Origin of the sequence: Bacillus sp. D7-8 (assembly GCF_052055895.1) — a bacterium.
GTDB lineage: Bacteria > Bacillota > Bacilli > Bacillales > Bacillaceae > Bacillus > Bacillus velezensis.
In genome coordinates this window covers 1922856-1940881 of record NZ_CP179922.1, presented here as the reverse complement: position 1 = coordinate 1940881, position 18026 = coordinate 1922856, and the positions used below count along the sequence as shown (strand labels likewise).

The 18026-nt window shown below is 50.2% G+C and carries 5 protein-coding genes; all 5 read left to right on the top strand.

Annotated elements, in window-relative coordinates:
* The 5 genes from ACKTRM_RS09350 to ACKTRM_RS09330 all read left to right on the top strand — a co-directional run bounded on the left by ACKTRM_RS09350 (position 1) and on the right by ACKTRM_RS09330 (position 17993).
* Positions 1-10776 carry a non-ribosomal peptide synthetase gene (locus tag ACKTRM_RS09350; protein ID WP_012117700.1) on the top strand — a complete coding sequence of 3592 codons (10776 nt, stop codon included), beginning with the start codon at positions 1-3 and terminating at the stop codon, positions 10774-10776.
* Between the two features lie 18 nt (positions 10777-10794).
* Entirely contained in the window at positions 10795-14598 is a 3804-nt protein-coding gene (locus tag ACKTRM_RS09345) for a non-ribosomal peptide synthetase (RefSeq protein ID WP_012117699.1), read from the top strand.
* A gap of 72 nt (positions 14599-14670) precedes the next feature.
* Positions 14671-15051 carry a DUF1360 domain-containing protein gene (locus ACKTRM_RS09340; RefSeq protein ID WP_007410116.1) on the top strand — a complete coding sequence of 127 codons (381 nt, stop codon included), beginning with the start codon at positions 14671-14673 and terminating at the stop codon, positions 15049-15051.
* Between the two features lie 121 nt (positions 15052-15172).
* A complete protein-coding gene (locus ACKTRM_RS09335; RefSeq protein WP_012117697.1) occupies positions 15173-16711 on the top strand; it encodes a glycoside hydrolase family 10 protein in 1539 nt (512 codons plus the stop codon).
* Between the two features lie 139 nt (positions 16712-16850).
* The gene (locus ACKTRM_RS09330) at positions 16851-17993 is read left to right on the top strand and encodes an acyl-CoA dehydrogenase family protein (protein WP_012117696.1); all 1143 of its coding nucleotides are present in this window, start codon (positions 16851-16853) and stop codon (positions 17991-17993) included.
* Positions 17994-18026: the final 33 nt, after the last annotated feature.

Below are 18026 nucleotides of genomic sequence, written 5' to 3'. Positions count from 1 at the left end.
ATGACAAAAAAGAATGCAATTCAGGATATTTATCCGCTGTCTTATATGCAGGAAGGAATGCTTTTTCATTCCCTCCTGCAAAAGGAATCACAGGCTTACGCCGAGCAGGCCTCCTTTTCAATAACGGGGAAGGTTGACACCCGCGTGTTTGAAGAGAGCGTTCATGCCCTTTTCGAAAGACATGATATTTTCAGAACGATCTTTATCAGCCAGAACGTGTCAGTGCCGCAGCAGGTCGTATTAAAAGAGCGGAACGTCAGCATCATTGAGGAAAATCTCACCAATTTAAACAAGGCTGATCAAATCAAGCATATTGAAGAAGCCAAACGAAGAGACCGTAAGAAAGGGTTTCATCTGCAAAAAGACATGCTGATGCGGGTGACGCTGCTTCAAACCGGTGAATGTGAATATACGTGCATATGGAGTTTCCATCACATCATTATGGATGGCTGGTGTCTCGGAATCGTGCTGAAAGAGTTCTTCCAGATATACGCCTCGCGGCTCCGCCGGACACCGTTAACGCTTGAGCCCGCTGTGCCGTACGGGACCTACATCAAGTGGCTGATGGAGCAAGATAAAGAAAAAGCTGCTTCGTACTGGGAGCGATACCTTGAAGGCTTTGAACAGCAGACTGTTCTGCCGAAGCAGAAAAAAGCCGGCGAAAGCAGACAAGAGGAAGTGACGTTTTCCTTTTCAAAAGAGGACACGGCTAAGCTGAAAGAGCTGGCCGTAAAAGAAGAGGTCACGCTGAGCACCATTTTCCACACGCTCTGGGGCATTTTGCTTCAGGCGTATAACCAGACAGAAGATGCGGTTTTTGGTTCTGTCATTTCCGGAAGGCCGTCTGAAATCGAAGGCATCGAGCGAATGATCGGCCTGTTTATTAATACCGTGCCTGTCCGGATCAGCGGGGCAAACATCCCGTTTCAAAAGCTGATCAAAAACGTGCAAAAGGACGCTTTGAAAGGACAGGCTTACAGCTATCACCCGCTTTATGACATACAGGCGAATTCACAGGTAAAACAAGGCTTAATTGATCATATTCTTGTCTTTGAGAATTATCCGGTTGAACAGGAGCTTGATGTGCTGAACAGCAAGGGGGACACGAAAGACCTTTTTCACATCCATGATTTCAGCATGGAAGACGAAACCAACTACAGTTTTTACCTGATGGTGGCGCCGGGTGACGAGATTCATTTGAAAATGAGATACGATTCAAGCGTGTATGACCGCCAATTCATCGAAAATATCAAAGGCCATTTGGCACATATCGTCTCCCAAGTTCTCGACAAACCGGACATCACGCCGGACAAGCTTGAAATCATAACCCCGGAGGAAAAAGCGCAGCTGCTCGCACCGATTTCTGAAGAGACCGAAAAGCCTGAATATGACACGGTTCATGCGATGTTTGAACGGCAGGCCGCAAAAACGCCGGATCAAATCGCGATTCGGTATGAAGGCGAGTCAGTAACGTACAAAGAGCTGAACGAATCGGCTAATAAGCTGGCCCGCCTGCTGCAAAAGCGCGGATTAAAGCGGGAGGAACCGGTAGGCGTCATGCTCGGCCGTTCCCCTTCTTTAGCGGCGGCTGTTCTCGGTATTTTAAAAGCGGGCGGCGCCTTTGTCCCGATAGATCCGGGCAGTCCAAAGGAGCGTATCCGATATGTCATTGAAAACAGCGGCTGCGTCCATGTTGTAACAGAGCGGCATCAGTCAGTGCCCGCGGAACAAACGCTGCAAGTTACATACATAGAAGACGCCGGGACGGAAGCGGACGGAAGCAATGTGCAATCCATTAATACGGCAGACGACCTCCTTTATATGATTTATACATCCGGTACGACAGGGAAACCGAAGGGCGTGCTGCTCGAACATAAAAATATGGCCAACCTGCTTTCTCACCAATTGACGAACACAGACATTGATTTTTGCACAAATGTGCTGCAGTACGCATCTGTGGCGTTTGACGTCTGCTATCAGGAGTTATTTTCAGTACTCTTGAGCGGCGGCACCCTTTGTATCGTGCCGGAATCAATCAAACGGGATGTTTCTCAGCTGTTTTCGTTTATTGATCAGCACAACACGGAAGTTGTGTTTTTCCCGACTGCGTTTGTCAAAATGCTTTTCAATGAAGAAGGTTATGCACAGTCTTTTCCCCGCTGTGTGAAGCATGTCATTACGGCCGGGGAGCAGCTGACCGTTTCGCGTTTGTTCAGGCAGACGCTCCGTTTACACGGTATGCATCTGCATAATCATTACGGCCCGTCAGAAACTCATGTGGTTTCAACGTATACGATTTCTGCGGGAGATGACATACCTGAACATCCGCCGATCGGGAAACCGATCCATCATAACAAGATGTATATTCTCAGCAAAAATAGGCAGCTTCAGCCTCTCGGAATTGCGGGAGAATTGTATATTTCCGGGGCGAATACAGGAAGAGGCTATGTGAACAATCCGGCGCTGACCGAAGAGAAATTTTTGCCGGATCCGTTCAGAACGGACGCCGTCATGTACCGGACCGGAGATTTGGCAAGACTGCGTGCGGACGGCCAAATTGAATACATCGGCCGGACAGATGATCAAGTGAAGATCAGAGGGTACCGGATTGAACCGAAGGAAATTGAAACCGTCCTGGCAAATCATCATGCCGTGAAAGAAGCTGCTGTTCTGATTCAAACGAATGAGTCGGGCGAAAATGAATTATGCGCCTACTGCAGCGTCTCACAAGCGACTGATCCTTCTCAGCTGCGAAGTGATTTGGCTAAAGAGCTGCCTGATTATATGATTCCGGTCAAATGGGCTTTTGTTGACTCGATTCCGCTCACTGCGAACGGAAAAGTCGATCAGCGGGCCCTTCCGGAAGCTTCGGCATACGCCGCAGGCCGTCAATATACAGCTCCCCGGAACGTGACGGAGCTGAAGCTTACCCGCATATGGGAAGAAGTGCTTCAAAGCGGCCCGATCGGCGTTCACGATCACTTTTTCGAGCTTGGCGGCCATTCATTAAAGGCGACGGCACTCGTTGCAAAAATAGCTAAAGAGTGCAGTGTGCAAATCCCGCTGAGCGATGTCTTCAGCCATCCGACTGTAGAAGAACTCGCCAAAATCATCAGTGAAGCAGAAGAGAACCCGTTCGCATCCATAGAAAAGACAGAAATGAAAGAAACATATCCTGTCTCATCCGCCCAAAAACGGATGTACGTCCTTCACCAGCTTGAAAATGGCGGTGTCAGCTATAACATTCCAGCCGTTTTAGAGGTGAAGGGGCCGTTTGACCGAGACAGGATGGAAGCCGTGTTCAAGGAACTGATCCGGCGGCACGAACCGCTCAGAACGTCCTTTGAAGAAAAAAACGGCCTGCCCGTGCAGAGGATTCATGACGACGTGCCGTTTGCATTTACAAAAGAACAATCAGCCGAAGCGTTTATCCGGCCGTTCGATCTCGGCAAAGCGCCCCTTTTCCGGGCGGGATTTGTCCAAATAGAAAAAGACCGGCATCTGCTTTTAGCTGACATGCATCATATTATTTCAGACGGCGTATCCGTCAATCTTTTGATACGTGAATTCAGTGAGCTGTATGCTGAGAGAAGTCTGCCGCCGTTACGGATTCAATACAAAGATTATGCCGTCTGGCAGCAATCATTTATGGCGGGCGCCGCATATCGGAAACAAGAGGAGTACTGGCTGAACCGGCTTGCCGGTGAGATTCCCGTGCTTGAATTGCCGGCTGATAAGCCGCGTCCCCCGGTGCGGAGCTTTTCCGGTGACCGGGTGTCATTTGTCATCAATGAAAAACATACAGCACAGTTGAAAAAGCTGGCGAAAGAAAACAAATGCACACTGTATATGACGTTGCTCGGTGTGTACACAGTTCTGTTAGCCCGTTTAAGCGGACAGGAAGATATGATCGTCGGGTCTCCGATTGCAGGAAGGCCACATGCCGACCTTGACGCCGTTCTGGGCATGTTTGTCAATACGCTTGCTTTCAGGACGCGTCCCGACGGAAGCATGACATTCAAAGAATATTTAAAGGAGATTCGCCAAACAGCGCTTGAGGCTTACGAACATCAGGATTACCCGTTAGAAGAGCTCGTCGATAAGCTCGGTGTGCCGCGGGACATGTCCCGAAATCCGCTGTTTGACACAACATTTGCGCTGCAAAATATGGAACAGCAGAAGCTTAGGGCAGCCGGACTTGAACTGCAGCCGGCAGACGTCAGCCTGCCGATTTCTAAATTTGACTTATCACTGTACATCTCTGAAAACGCCGGTGAATTATACTGCCAGTTTGAATACAGCACCGATTTGTTTAAGAGAAAAACGATTCAAAAATGGGCGGGATTTTTTACGACACTTGCCGAAAACGCCGCGGCTGATCCGGGCTTGGAATTAGACGATATTTCTGTTTTGACAGAAAAAGAAGAAGTGTCTCTGCTTCAAGATTTCAGCCCCTTTCAGAAAACAGCGTTTCCGCTTCATCAGTCTCTTCATGATCTGCTGGAACAGCAGGCGGAAAAAACGCCGGACCGTCCGGCAATTTTAACTGATGACATTTCGATTACGTATCAGGAACTGAACGAAAGGGCAAACGAGCTTGCGCATCAGCTGATCAAGCGCGGGATAAGGCTGGAGGATAAAACTGCCATTATGGGCCGGCGTTCTCCTGACATGCTGATCGGCATTTACGCTGTCTTAAAAGCAGGCGGTGCATATCTGCCGATTGATCCGGATTACCCGGAAGAGCGGATTCGCTTTTTACTGAAAGACAGCGGCGTGAAATTCTTACTGGCAGAACCAGAACTTTTCGCACCAGATCTTTTTGAGGGAGAAACGATCTCTCTGAAAAGCGGACAAACAGGAAACCCTGAATCTGCGGCCAACCCTAACGTTCCGGTAAAACCTGATTCATTGGCTTATATCATCTATACATCCGGTTCTACAGGACGCCCAAAAGGCGTGCAGGTTGAACATCGGTCAGCCGTAAACTTTTTATACTCACTGCAAACGCGTTATGGATTAAGTGATTCTGACATCATTTTGCATAAAACATCATACTCTTTCGACGCTTCGATTTGGGAGCTGTTTTGGTGGCCGATCGCGGGAGCTTCTGTTTTCCTCCTTCCGCAAGGCGGCGAGAAAGACCCTGAAATGATACTGAACGCATTGGAGAATAACCGCATAACGGCGGCTCATTTTGTGCCATCCATGCTTCATGCTTTCTTGGAATATATAAATTCCAGAAAACAGCCGATCAAAAAGACCTGTTTAAAAAGGGTTTTTGCCGGCGGCGAACAATTGGGCCCGCACCTGGTTTCCCGTTTTTATGACCTTCTGCCGGGAACGGAATTGACAAATTCCTACGGTCCGACGGAAGCGACAGTAGAAGCGGCGTACTTTGATTTGCCGCAAGGAAAAGAATTTCACAATGTTCCGATCGGCATTTCCGGGCATAACATGCGGCTGTATATTTTAAATCAAAAGAAACGGCTTCTGCCGCCGGGCTGTATCGGAGAGCTGTACATCGCGGGGACAGGGGTGGCCCGGGGGTATCTGAACCGGCCCGAGCTGACGGAGGAGCGTTTTCTCGATGATCCGTTTTATCCGGGAGAGCGCATGTATCAGACGGGCGATATCGCACGCTGGACAGAAGAGGGCCTAGTCGAATGGCTCGGACGTTCAGACGGACAGGTGAAAGTCCGCGGCTACCGGATTGAACCGGGAGAGATCGAAGCGGCGATCCGGCGCATCGACGGCATTCGTGAGGCGGCGGTCACCGCCCGGACCGAACACGGCGAAACCGCGCTTTACGCCTATATCGAAGGACGGGAAAGCGATGACGTGCGGGCAGAGCTTGCGACACGCCTTCCGGCCTACATGATGCCGGCTCAGTTCATAAAGATGAGCGAATGGCCGGTCACGCCGAGCGGAAAGCTTGACCGCCGCGCGCTGCCGACTCCCGGCGGAGCGGCAGACAGACAGGCGTACACCGCCCCGCGGAACGTCACGGAAATGAAGCTTTGCGCCCTTTGGGAAGAGGTGCTGAAAAACGGCCCCGTCGGCATCCGGGATCACTTTTTTGAGCGGGGAGGCCATTCGTTAAAAGCGACAGCTCTTGTCTCCCGCATCGCCAAAGAGTTCGGTGTTCAGGTGCCGTTACAGGACATCTTCGCCCGGCCGACGGTGGAAGAGCTCGCTTCGGTTATTCAGGACTTGGAAGAAAGCTCGTATGAAGCGATTCAGCCTGCGAAAAAACAGGACACCTACCCGGTGTCTTCGGCGCAGAAACGGATGTATGTGCTCCAACAGCTTGAAGACGGCGGTGTCGGCTACAATATGCCGGCTGTGCTGGAACTGACGGGCCCGCTTGACCGCGGCCGGCTGGAGGAGACGTTCCGGCAGCTTGTTGAGCGGCATGAGTCGCTCAGAACGTCCTTTGAAACGGGGCCTGACGGCGAACCGGTGCAGCGCATCCATGACAGCGTACCGTTTCAGCTGGATGAGGCCGGGTCAGCTGACGCATTCGTCCGGCCGTTTTGTCTGGAGGAAGCGCCGCTCTTCCGTGCGGCCCTCGTGAAAGAATCGGACGAACGTCATCTTTTATTAACGGATATGCATCATATTATTTCTGACGGTGTGTCCGTCAACACCTTGATTAAAGAATTCGGCGAGCTGTACGCAGGCCGTTCGCTTGCGCCGATGCGCCTTCAATATAAAGACTATGCCGTCTGGCAGCGGTCGTTTCAGGAGAAAGAAGGGTACCAGAAGCAGGAAGCCTACTGGCTGAAGCGGCTAGAAGGAGAGCTTCCGGTGCTTGAGCTTCCGGCTGACAAGCCCCGTCCGGCTGTCAGAAGCTTTGCGGGCGGCAGCGTATCGTGCACGCTTGACGCTGAAACGGCATCCGGCCTTCACCGCATTGCCCGGGATCACGGCTCCACTTTGTATATGGTGCTTCTCGCCGCGTACAATACGTTACTCGCGAAATTGAGCGGGCAGGAAGACATCATCGTCGGCTCGCCGATTGCCGGGCGTCCGCACAAAGACCTTGAACCGATTCTCGGCATGTTCGTCAACACGCTGGCCATCAGAACGGAGCCGAAAGGAGACAAACGGTTCACCGATTACTTGGCGGAAGTCCGCCAGGCCGCGCTTGAAGCGTATGAGCATCAGGACTACCCGTTTGAAGAGCTAGTGGAGCGGCTCGGCGTGCAGCGGGACACAAGCCGCAATCCGCTGTTTGACGCCATGCTTGTCGTCCAGAATATAGAGCATGAGGAACTGCTGTTGGACGGTTTGCATATTCAGAATGCGGACGTGTCCCGTCCGGTTTCCAAATTTGATGTCACTTTGCAGGCTTCTGAAGGCGGGGGACAGATTCATTTTCTGTTTGAATATGCGGCGTCTTTATTCCGAAAAGAAACGATGCAGCGCTGGGCTTCCCACTTTATGACGATGCTTGAACACATTGTCCGTGAACCGGAAACTTCTTTACAAGCGATCAGCATGCTGACTGCTCCGGAACGGAACCGGATTCTTTCGGACTTTAACGGCATGACGGATCAACAGCTGCCTGAAAAAACAGTTCACGAACTGTTCATCACCCAGGCGCGAAAAACACCTGATGCCGCGGCCCTTATCAGCGGGGAAACATTGATCACATACAAAGAATTAGATGACTGGTCGAATAAAATCGCCAGAGCCCTGCAAAAACGGCAGATCGGACCTGATGCAGCCGTCGGCATTGTGATACCAAGATCGCCGGAACAAGTAGCGGCAGTCTTCGGGGTTTGGAAAGCCGGAGGAGCCTACGTCCCGATAGATCCTGAATATCCGGAGGAACGCAAGCAATATATCATCTCAGACAGCGGCACAGCGCTTCTCCTTACCGCACACGGTGCGATAGAACAAGTGCCTGATCGTTTTAACGGTGAAGTGCTCGCACTGGAGGATATCCAAGAACAGGATGCTTCGCCGGTCCAGTCATTATCAGCACCGGAAGATTTGGCTTACATCATTTATACATCGGGAACGACAGGCAGGCCGAAAGGGGTTATGGTCGAACATCGATCCGTCAGCCAAACCCTTCAATGGCGAAGCGGATTTTATGATCTGAATGAGAAAGATACGATTCTTCAGCTCTTTTCATTTTCATTTGACGGGTTTGTAACAAGCATGTTCACACCGCTGATTTCCGGTGCGAAAGCGGCCGTTTTAGCCGAAGATGAAGCAAGAGATATTCTTGCTATTAAACACTATCTTGCATCTTACCGCATCACTCACATGATCATTGTTCCCGTACTGTACCGTACACTGCTTGACGTACTGGAGCCGGGGGATGCAGAGTCTCTCAGAATTGTCACATTAGCCGGAGAAGCTGTCGACCAAAACATTATCAGCCGCAGTTTATCAGTTTGTCCACACACGGAGCTTGCCAATGAGTACGGCCCGACGGAAAACAGCGTCGCCACTACAGCGGCAAGACATATAGAACAAAGTGAGAACATTACGATCGGCCGTCCGATTGAGCATTCACACGTTTATATTTTAAACGGAGATCATCCGCAGCCGATCGGTGTAACGGGAGAACTTTGCATCTCGGGTTCCGGCCTTGCAAGAGGGTACCGCAATCTTCCTAAGCAAACGGCCCAAGCCTTTGTCCAAGACCCGTTCCAGAAGAACCGGCGCATGTACCGCACGGGCGACCTGGCAAAATGGCTGCCGGACGGCACGCTGCAATATATCGGCCGAATAGACGAGCAAGTCAAAATCAGAGGCTACCGGGTGGAACTGAAAGAAATTGAATCCGCCTTAACAGGCATAAAAGGTGTCAAAGAAGCAGCCGTCACCGCTCATACCGCATCAGCAGGCCAAACGGAACTATGCGCTTATATCGTGACAGAAGAAGGAACAGAAAGTGAAACCGTGCAGCAGGCACTCAGAAATGAAATGCCCGCTTATATGGTGCCGGCGTTCTTTGAAACACTTGAAGCCCTGCCTGTCACACCGAACGGGAAGCTTGACCGCCGCGCGCTTCCTGAGCCGCGGAAAAAAGCGCACACCGGACAGGCATTTACCGAGCCTGAAAGCGACATGGAAAAAGAGCTGTCCGCGATTTGGAGCGAAGTGCTCGGAACTGAAAACATTGCCGCGGATAAATCATTTTTTGAACTGGGCGGCGATTCCATCAAAGCCCTGCAAGTATCAGCCCGATTACATCAGGCAGGAAAACAGATCGCCGTAAAAGATATTTTCAGCCGGCCGACAATTAGGGAGCTGGCGCCTTATGTCCGTACAGAGCGGCAGCCGGTCAGCCAAGCTCCTGCAGAAGGAGAAGTGAAGTGGTCGCCGATTCACAAATGGTTCTTCACACAAGACACGAAGGAAGCAAATCATTTTAACCAGTCCGTCATGCTGACGAGAGCAAATTCAATAGATGAAGAGGCTCTGAGGAAAACGTTAAAAGCCATTACCGTACATCATGATGCCTTGCGCCTTGTCTGCATAAAAGACGAAGAGAAAGGTCTTCTCCTCTTCAACAGACCGGCTGACCTCGCAGATGAGCAGCTTTACAGCCTGACCATATTAGAAATGGAAGGCGATGAGCATGAGAAGGAACGTTTTGTAAAACGCCGCGTCGCAGAGCTTCAGAGAAACATGGATTTAGAGAACGGGCCGCTGGTACAGGCGGGGCTGTTCCGCTCTGAAGCAGAAGATTACTTGTTTCTGACGGTCCATCATCTCGCTGTCGACGGGATATCATGGCGGATTTTATTGGAAGACTTGGCTTCTGCTTATGAACAGGCCATCTCTGGACAGGAAATCAAACTCCCTCCGAAAACCATGTCATTCAAAACATATACGGAGCAGCTGGCCGATTATGCCGAAAGTAAACAGCTTCTTCAGCAGGCGGAGTATTGGCGGGAGATTGAACACTATGAAACAGAAAGTCTTCCTTACGAACAGGCAGATTTATCTCAAACTCCTGCAAAAAAACGGAACACGGTATCCTTCACTCTGACAGAAAGTGAAACGGACGCCCTGTTGAAAGATGTGCACAGCGCCTACAATACGGATACGCAAGATGTGCTTTTGGCTTCCGCCGTGCTCGCTGTTCAAAAATGGTCGCCGCGGCACGCTTTGAAAATCGCCCTTGAAGGACACGGACGCCAATCGGAGCAGGCAGGTGCGGACATCAGCAGGACAGTGGGGTGGTTCACTTCCATTTACCCGGTGCTTTTCCGGAGCGGAGCTTATGAACCTCTTGAAGAATATGAAATTCGCACATTGAAAACCGTCAAAGACACATTGCGGCGCATTCCGGATAAAGGGAACGGATACGGTGTCCTCAAATATTTAACACCGCCGAAGCTTGCCGGGATGACTTTCGGGAAAGCACCGGAGATCAGCTTTAATTATCTCGGGCAATTCGATGCGCCCGGCGGGAACCCGGCAGAAACGGAACAGCCTGACGCGTTTCAGTTTTCTCCTTTGGGAGGCGGAGATGATGTGACAGATACATGGAAACGGGAGCAGTCACTTGAAATCAGCGCGATTGCGGCAAAAGGCCGGATGACCGTCAGCATTTCCTATGAAACGGAGCGCTTCCGGCAAGATACGATCGAACGGCTGTCCGAAAGCTGCCGGTATTATCTCCTGAAACTGTCGGAACACTGCCTCAGCAAAACCGATACGGAGAAGACCGTCAGTGACTTTGATGATCGGGAGCTGACTGAGGAAGCATTGCAGGATATTGCCGACTTACTCAGCTTCCACTAAACCGAGCGGGAGGAACACATGGACAAAACAAAAAATATCCAAAATATTTATCCCCTCAGCCGAATGCAGGAAGGAATGCTTTTTCATTCCTTTCTGCAAAAGGAGGGGGCTGCATATATCGAGCAATCCGTCTTCACCATAAAAGGCCGGCTTCGTCCGGAATTGTTTGAGCAAAGCGTACAGTCTGTCATCAGACGCCACGATATTTTCAGAACGGTTTTTTTACCTCATGTCGCTCAGCTGAACGGCCCCCGCCAAGTTGTGCTGCGTGAGCGGGAATTCCGGCTGCACCGCGAAGATCTTACACATTTGGACGAACCGGAACAGAGCATCTATTTACAGCGATTTAAGGAACGTGACCGCTTAAAAGGCTTTGACTTGCAAAAGGATATGCTGATGCGTGTTTCTTTGTTTAAAACGGCTGACGAAAAATATGTATGCGTCTGGAGCCACCATCACATCCTTATGGACGGCTGGTGCCTCGGCATCGTCCTTCAGGAATTCATGCATATGTACCGGGCGATTGAAACAGGCTCACCCGTCACACTGGCGCCCGCAAAGCCTTACAGCACTTATATTACATGGCTGACGGATCAGGACAAAGACGCGGCTTCTGAGTATTGGAAAGGATATTTAGCAGGCTGTGAGACACCCTCAGGACTCCCGAAAATATCGGCCCGTCCCCAGGAAAAAGGCTACCGTAAGAAAGAGCTGCTGTTTTCTATAGATCAAAACCTGACGGACAAGCTGAAAACCATCGCCAAAGAAGAGGGCGCTACGCTCGCGGTTCTTATGCAGACTGTATGGGGCCTGATGCTGCAGCGCTACAACCGGACGGATGATGCCGTATTCGGCGCCGTCGTATCAGGGCGGCCTTCCGTCATTGACGGCGTGGAAAGCATGATCGGGTTGTTTATCAATACCGTGCCGGTACGCATTAAAACGGGTGACGAAAGCTTTAGAGAACTGCTGGGCCGCTTGCAGAAAGAAATGCTTGATTCAGAGGCGTTCAGCTATCATCCGCTTGCTGACATCCAATCTCAGACTGAGCTGAAACAGGATTTAATCGACCATATCATCGTGTTTGAAAATTATCCGATTCAGCAGCAGATGAAAGACGCGGAAAAGGAATCGGATGCACCGTTCCGGATCGGGAATGTCAACGTTTCGGAACAATCGGGTTACGATTTTAACCTCATCATAGCGCCTGGCGATGAGCTGCTCATCAAATTCAGCTACAATGCGAACGTTTATGACGAAGTATGGATAGAGAGCGTAAAAGGACACTTGGAAGAAGCTCTGCGCGGCGCCGCCTTCAATCCCGATTTTCCGGCTGATCGGCTTCCGATGCTCGGACAAAAGGAAAAATCAAGAATAATCGGCGAATTTAATGACACGAAAACAACTTATGAAAGAGATGAAAGCATCATCAGCCTGTTCAGCCGACAGGTAAAGAAAACCCCGGACCATCAGGCGCTTCACGCCGGCGGGCTGACGATGACGTACCGGGAGCTCGATGAACGGTCAACTGCATTCGCCCGCACCCTGCTGGAAAACGGTTTGGCGCCAAAGGGAATTGCCGGGATTCTGGCCGAACGCTCACCGGAATTTATCATCGCTGTTCTCGCTGTATTGAAAGCGGGAGGGACGTACCTTCCTCTTGATGCAGAACTGCCAACCGACAGGATCGCCGATATGCTCACTGAGAGCGGAGCACAGCTGTTAACGGTGCAAAAAGGAATTGAGACTGACATTGACTTTTCTCACATCATCTCTATCCCGGCTGCAGCTGAAAAACAAACACCTGATGCGGGAAAACTGAATACCGATACAGCACCTGATGACCTTGCCTATATTATGTATACATCCGGTTCAACAGGAAAACCGAAGGGCGTGATGATTTCCAACCGAAACGTCGTATCGCTCGTGTCAAACAGCAATTACACGTCGGCTGGCATGTCGGACCGTCTCATTCTGACAGGGTCCATCGGTTTTGACGCAGTGACGTTTGAAATCTTCGGAGCACTTTTGAACGGAGCATGTCTTCATGTGGTTGACCGCTCGACAATGCTTGCCCCTGAGAGGTTCGGCAATTATCTTTCTTCCAACCGTATTACGATTCTGTTTTTGACGACGGCACTCTTTAACCAGTTCGCCCAGGCAGATCCGGAGATGTTTTCTGGGTTGCACACCTTATATGTCGGCGGAGAAGCATTGTCCCCGGCGCTCATCAATAAGGTCAGACACCGCTGTCCGAATCTCAGCCTTTATAACATATACGGACCGACAGAAAATACGACATTTTCTACCTTTTACGAAATCAGGCACGATTTTTCTCAGCCGATCCCAATCGGAAAACCGATCAGCAATTCAACCGCGTATATCATTGATAAAAATGGCGGACTTGCGCCGATCGGCGTGCCCGGTGAGCTTTGTGTCGGCGGTGACGGGGTTGCCAAAGGCTATTTAAACAGGCCTGACTTAACAAGTGAAGCGTTTGTCAGCCACCCGGTTCATCCTGAAGAAAAGATCTACAAAACAGGCGACTTGGCACACTGGCTGCCTGATGGAAGCATCGGATACATCAGCCGTATCGACCGTCAATTCAAGATTCGCGGGAAGCGGATTGAGCCGGCCGAAATCGAAGCGCGCTTGACTGAAATCGATGGAATCAGGGAAGCGGCAGTCATCGTGTCAGACGAAGGACAAGAAGCAACCCTTTGTGCGTATTATACGGGCGCGCATGCTGAAGAAAGAGCCATTCAATCCCTGCTGGCCAGGTCGCTTCCCGACTATATGATTCCGCAGTATGTGATGAAGCTTGACCGTATGCCGCTTACTGCAAACGGCAAAGTGGACCGCCGCGGGCTGCCTGCGCCAGAACGGAAAAAAACGTCATCAAAAGCCGTTCCGCCACGAAACTGGGTAGAGCGTGAGCTGATCGACATTTGGACGCCGATCCTCGGCTGCGGGGAGCTGGGCATACAGGATGACTTCTTTGAGCTGGGCGGCCATTCTTTGAAAGCATTGCAAGTGATTCATCAGCTGAAGACCAGGCAGCAGATGGATGTGCCGATTGAAATGATATTTGAATATCCGACAATTGAACAATTGGCTGAAAAGCTGTATTCAAACACACTGTCAGAAGCTGCAGAGCAGCATATCAGCAGACTGAACCAGCCGAAAGGCCGCAATCTATTCTGTTTTCCGCCTATCTCAGGTTTCGGCATTTTCTTTAAAGATCTTGCGGCGGCATTAAACGGACGGGCTGCTGTGTACGGTTTTAACTTTATTGAAGAAGACAGCAGAATGGAACAATACATTGATAAAATGCTGGAAATACAGCCGGAAGGCCCTTATATCCTCTTCGGATATTCAGCGGGCGGCAATACGGCATTCGAGGCGGCAAAAGCGATGGAAAAGCGCGGCTTAGAAATCAGCGACGTCATTATCGCAGACGCGTACAGAAAGCTTGACGCACTGCCGCCGCAGCCAACAAACGCAACAGCCGAAAATGTCCCGGAAGCCGTCAGAGAAGCGGTCATCAAAAAGACAGAGCGCTATCAAACGTACTGGGCGGAACTGATAAATGATGGCCAAATTGCGGCAAACCTCCATTTTATCGAGGCCGGTATAAAGGAAGAGCACAGTGATAAGACCGAGCCGATGAAATGGGAAGGCGCCACAACGGGACTCTATCAGGAATATCAAGGCGGGGGCGCCCATAAAGATATGTTTGAACCCGCCTTTGCACATCAAAATGCTGAGGTCATACTCGACATCATTGCAAACAGCGGAAGACGCTTGGCGCGGAATCTGTAACATCCGGCAGAATGGTTCAGGATGACAGAGGGCAAGATAGGGGAATCAAACCAGTTTTTTGGAGGCTTTGACATGACGAACCTATCTTGGCTTACGTATGTAATGATCATTCTTGCCAGCTACCGGCTGACCCATTTGATCGTATTTGATAAGATTACGGAATTCATAAGAAAACCCTTTATAAAGCAAGAAAAAACCGTCGATCAAAACGGGCGCGCCGTCCAAAAAAAAGTCCCTTCCTCCGCATTCGGTTATATGCTGCAATGTTATTGGTGTGCGGGCGTCTGGTGCGCCATATTGATCGGCATCTGCTACTTGGTCTGGCCCCGCTATGCACATCCGGTTATTTTCATTTTGTCCATCGCCGGAGCGCAGGCCATTCTTGAAACGTGTGTCGGCGTCGGAACGAAGGTCATTGACGTGCTCGCCGCCATGAAACATAAAAAGTCCTGAAGCGTTTTGATTCGCTTTAGGACTTTTTTCTTTCCCTTTTAGGCTGAGAGGAGCAAAGCAGGCTTTCTGATTCACCGCCCGGAATGCTTCGGAATACCGTAAAGCAGAGAGGGGGAAAAACATGAAAAGCTGCCGTTTTAGCATGATATGGTTTTTGGCCGTTGTACTGACAGCCGGCATCTTTACATTCTCAGCATCCGCACAAGCAAGCGGCACTCAGCCGAAGAGAGAAATGAGAGCCGTATGGATCGCGTCTGTCACCAATATCGACTGGCCCTCTAAAAAAGGGCTGTCACCGGAAGAGCAAAAAAGAGAATACAGCAAGCTGCTGGATGACGTTCAGGAGATGGGAATGAACGCCGTTATCGTCCAAATTAAGCCTGCGGCTGATGCTTTTTATCCATCAGATTACGGGCCTTGGTCAGAGTATCTGACAGGAACACAAGGCAAAAATCCCGGCTACGATCCGCTTGCTTTTTTAGTTGAAGAGACACATAAACGGAATCTTGAATTTCACGCTTGGTTCAATCCTTACCGGATCACGATGAATCACACAAATTTGAATGCGCTTTCAGATGATCATCCCGCGCGTTCGCATCCGGACTGGGTCGCTGCATACGGAAAACAGCTGTACTATAATCCGGGCATTCCGGAAGTAAGACAATTTATAACGGATGGAATCAAAGAGGTGGTCAGCCGTTATGACATTGATGCGGTTCATATGGATGATTATTTTTATCCTTATAAAATTGCCGGACAGGAATTCCCCGATCAGGCGGAATACGAACGGTACGGAAAAGCTCACTTTGCATCAATTGATGACTGGCGCAGGGATAACGTCAACCGGCTTGTAAAAGAAATCAACCAAACCATCAAACGAGAAAAACCTTATGTCAAATTCGGAATCAGCCCGTTCGGCGTATGGAGAAATGCCGCAGATGACCCGACAGGCTCCGAAACGGCCGCAGGGGTGCGGAACTATGATGATTTATATGCTGATACGAGAGAATGGATCCAAAAAGGATACATTGATTACATCGCACCGCAAATTTACTGGAGCATCGGATTTAAAGCGGCGGCATATGACGTCTTAGCGGATTGGTGGGGAAAAGAAGTGAACAATCGGCCGGTGCATTTATATATCGGGCAGGCAGCTTATAAAATCAACAACAACGCTGATCCTGCCTGGGCCGACCCGGGGGAATACGGAGGACAGATTACTCTAAACAGGGGATCAGCATGGATAAAAGGCAGCTTGCATTTCAGTTTAAAGGATTTAAACCGTAATCCGCTCGATGTGAAAAACCGTTTGATCAAGGACATGTACAGCCAGCCCGCGATAATTCCCGAGATGCCTTGGCTCGGACATTCCGCTTTAAAAAAACCGTCTGTCAAACGGGCGGAGAAGAATGCTTCAGGCCATACACTCTATATTGAAGATGCGAAATCCAACGGTAAAAAAACGGCTTATTACGCCATTTACCGCGCAGAAAAGGGAAAGCAGCCTTATTTAGTGGATACAGTCAGAAAAACATCGTCACGGACGCAGACATTTTCAGATACTGATACTCGGGCGAAAGGAGCCTGCACCTATATCGTTACTTCCGTTGACAGGCTTCACCATGAGAGCCATCCCTCCGCAAAACGGACGGTTAAATAGCATTATTAATAAAACTGACAGTTGCGGCGCTGTCAGTTTTTTTGTAGCGGATGAGTCCGAATGTTCAGACTTCATTTGGATGGAATGAATAAAGACCCCCATTAATAAAATGTAGAAAGCAGCAGAAGGAGGAAGGTTAATGAATTTTCAACTGACAAAAGAACAGCAGATGGTGCGCGAAATGGTCAGAGATTTCGCCAAAAATGAAATTGCCCCGAAAGCCCATGAGGTTGATCAATCAGCCGTCTTCCCGATAGACACATTTAAAAAAATAGGCGAACTCGGGCTGCTCGGAATTCCGTTTCCGGAAGAATACGGCGGGGCGGGCGGTGACACCATTTCATATGCAGCAGCGGTCGAAGAAATCGGAAAAGCCTGCGGCAGCACGGGGCTGAGCTACGCGGCAGCCGTGTCACTCGGTGCAAGCCCATTATACTATTTCGGTACTGAACAGCAAAAGCAAGAACATCTTATTCCGCTTGCTTCGGGAAAAGCGCTCGGATCATTCGGGCTGACGGAGCCGAATGCCGGTTCAGATGCCGGCGGAACCCAGACAAAAGCCGAGAAAAAGGGCGGTGACTATGTGATAAACGGAGAGAAATGCTGGATCACAAACGCAAATTACGCCCGCACGGTCATTGTCACCGCCGTTACGGGAAAGAACTCCGCCGGAAAACCGATCATTTCAGCTCTCATCGTCCCGACAGACACACCGGGATTTACGATCACAAATCCGTACGACAAGATGGGTGTGAGAGGGTCGGATACGGCCGAGCTTGTGCTGGAGGATGTCAGGGTGCCTGCCGATAACCTGCTCGGTGATCCTGAAAAAGGTTTTAAACAATTTTTATATACATTAGACGGCGGGCGGATCTCGATTGCGGCACTGGCTGTCGGTATCGCTCAAGGCGCACTGGAGGCGTCGCTGTCATATGCGAAGGAACGCAAGCAGTTCGGCAGTCCGATATCGTCATTTCAAGCCATTCAATTTAAGCTGGCCGATATGGCGATGGAAATTGACCTTGCCAGACAGATGGTGCTTAAAGCGGCATGGCTGAAGGATCAAAACCTGCCATTTACGAAAGAAGCTGCATTCGCTAAGCTCTATGCTTCTGAAATGGCCGTCAGAACGTGCCTTCAGGCCATCCAAATTCATGGCGGTTCCGGTTATATGAAGGAATGCGGTGTCGAACGTATGCTTCGTGACGCAAAGCTGATGGAGATTGGCGAAGGAACGTCAGAAATTCAAAGAATGGTCATCGCAAGACAGCTTTTGAAGTGAAATGAAAACGTTTACTAAGACAGGGATGGAAGG

Coding starts and splice junctions, on each gene's coding strand:
- ACKTRM_RS09350 (WP_012117700.1), top strand. CDS start 1: ATGACAAAAAAGAATGCAATTCAGGATATTTATCCGCTGTCTTATATG.
- ACKTRM_RS09345 (WP_012117699.1), top strand. CDS start 10,795: ATGGACAAAACAAAAAATATCCAAAATATTTATCCCCTCAGCCGAATG.
- ACKTRM_RS09340 (WP_007410116.1), top strand. CDS start 14,671: ATGACGAACCTATCTTGGCTTACGTATGTAATGATCATTCTTGCCAGC.
- ACKTRM_RS09335 (WP_012117697.1), top strand. CDS start 15,173: ATGAAAAGCTGCCGTTTTAGCATGATATGGTTTTTGGCCGTTGTACTG.
- ACKTRM_RS09330 (WP_012117696.1), top strand. CDS start 16,851: ATGAATTTTCAACTGACAAAAGAACAGCAGATGGTGCGCGAAATGGTC.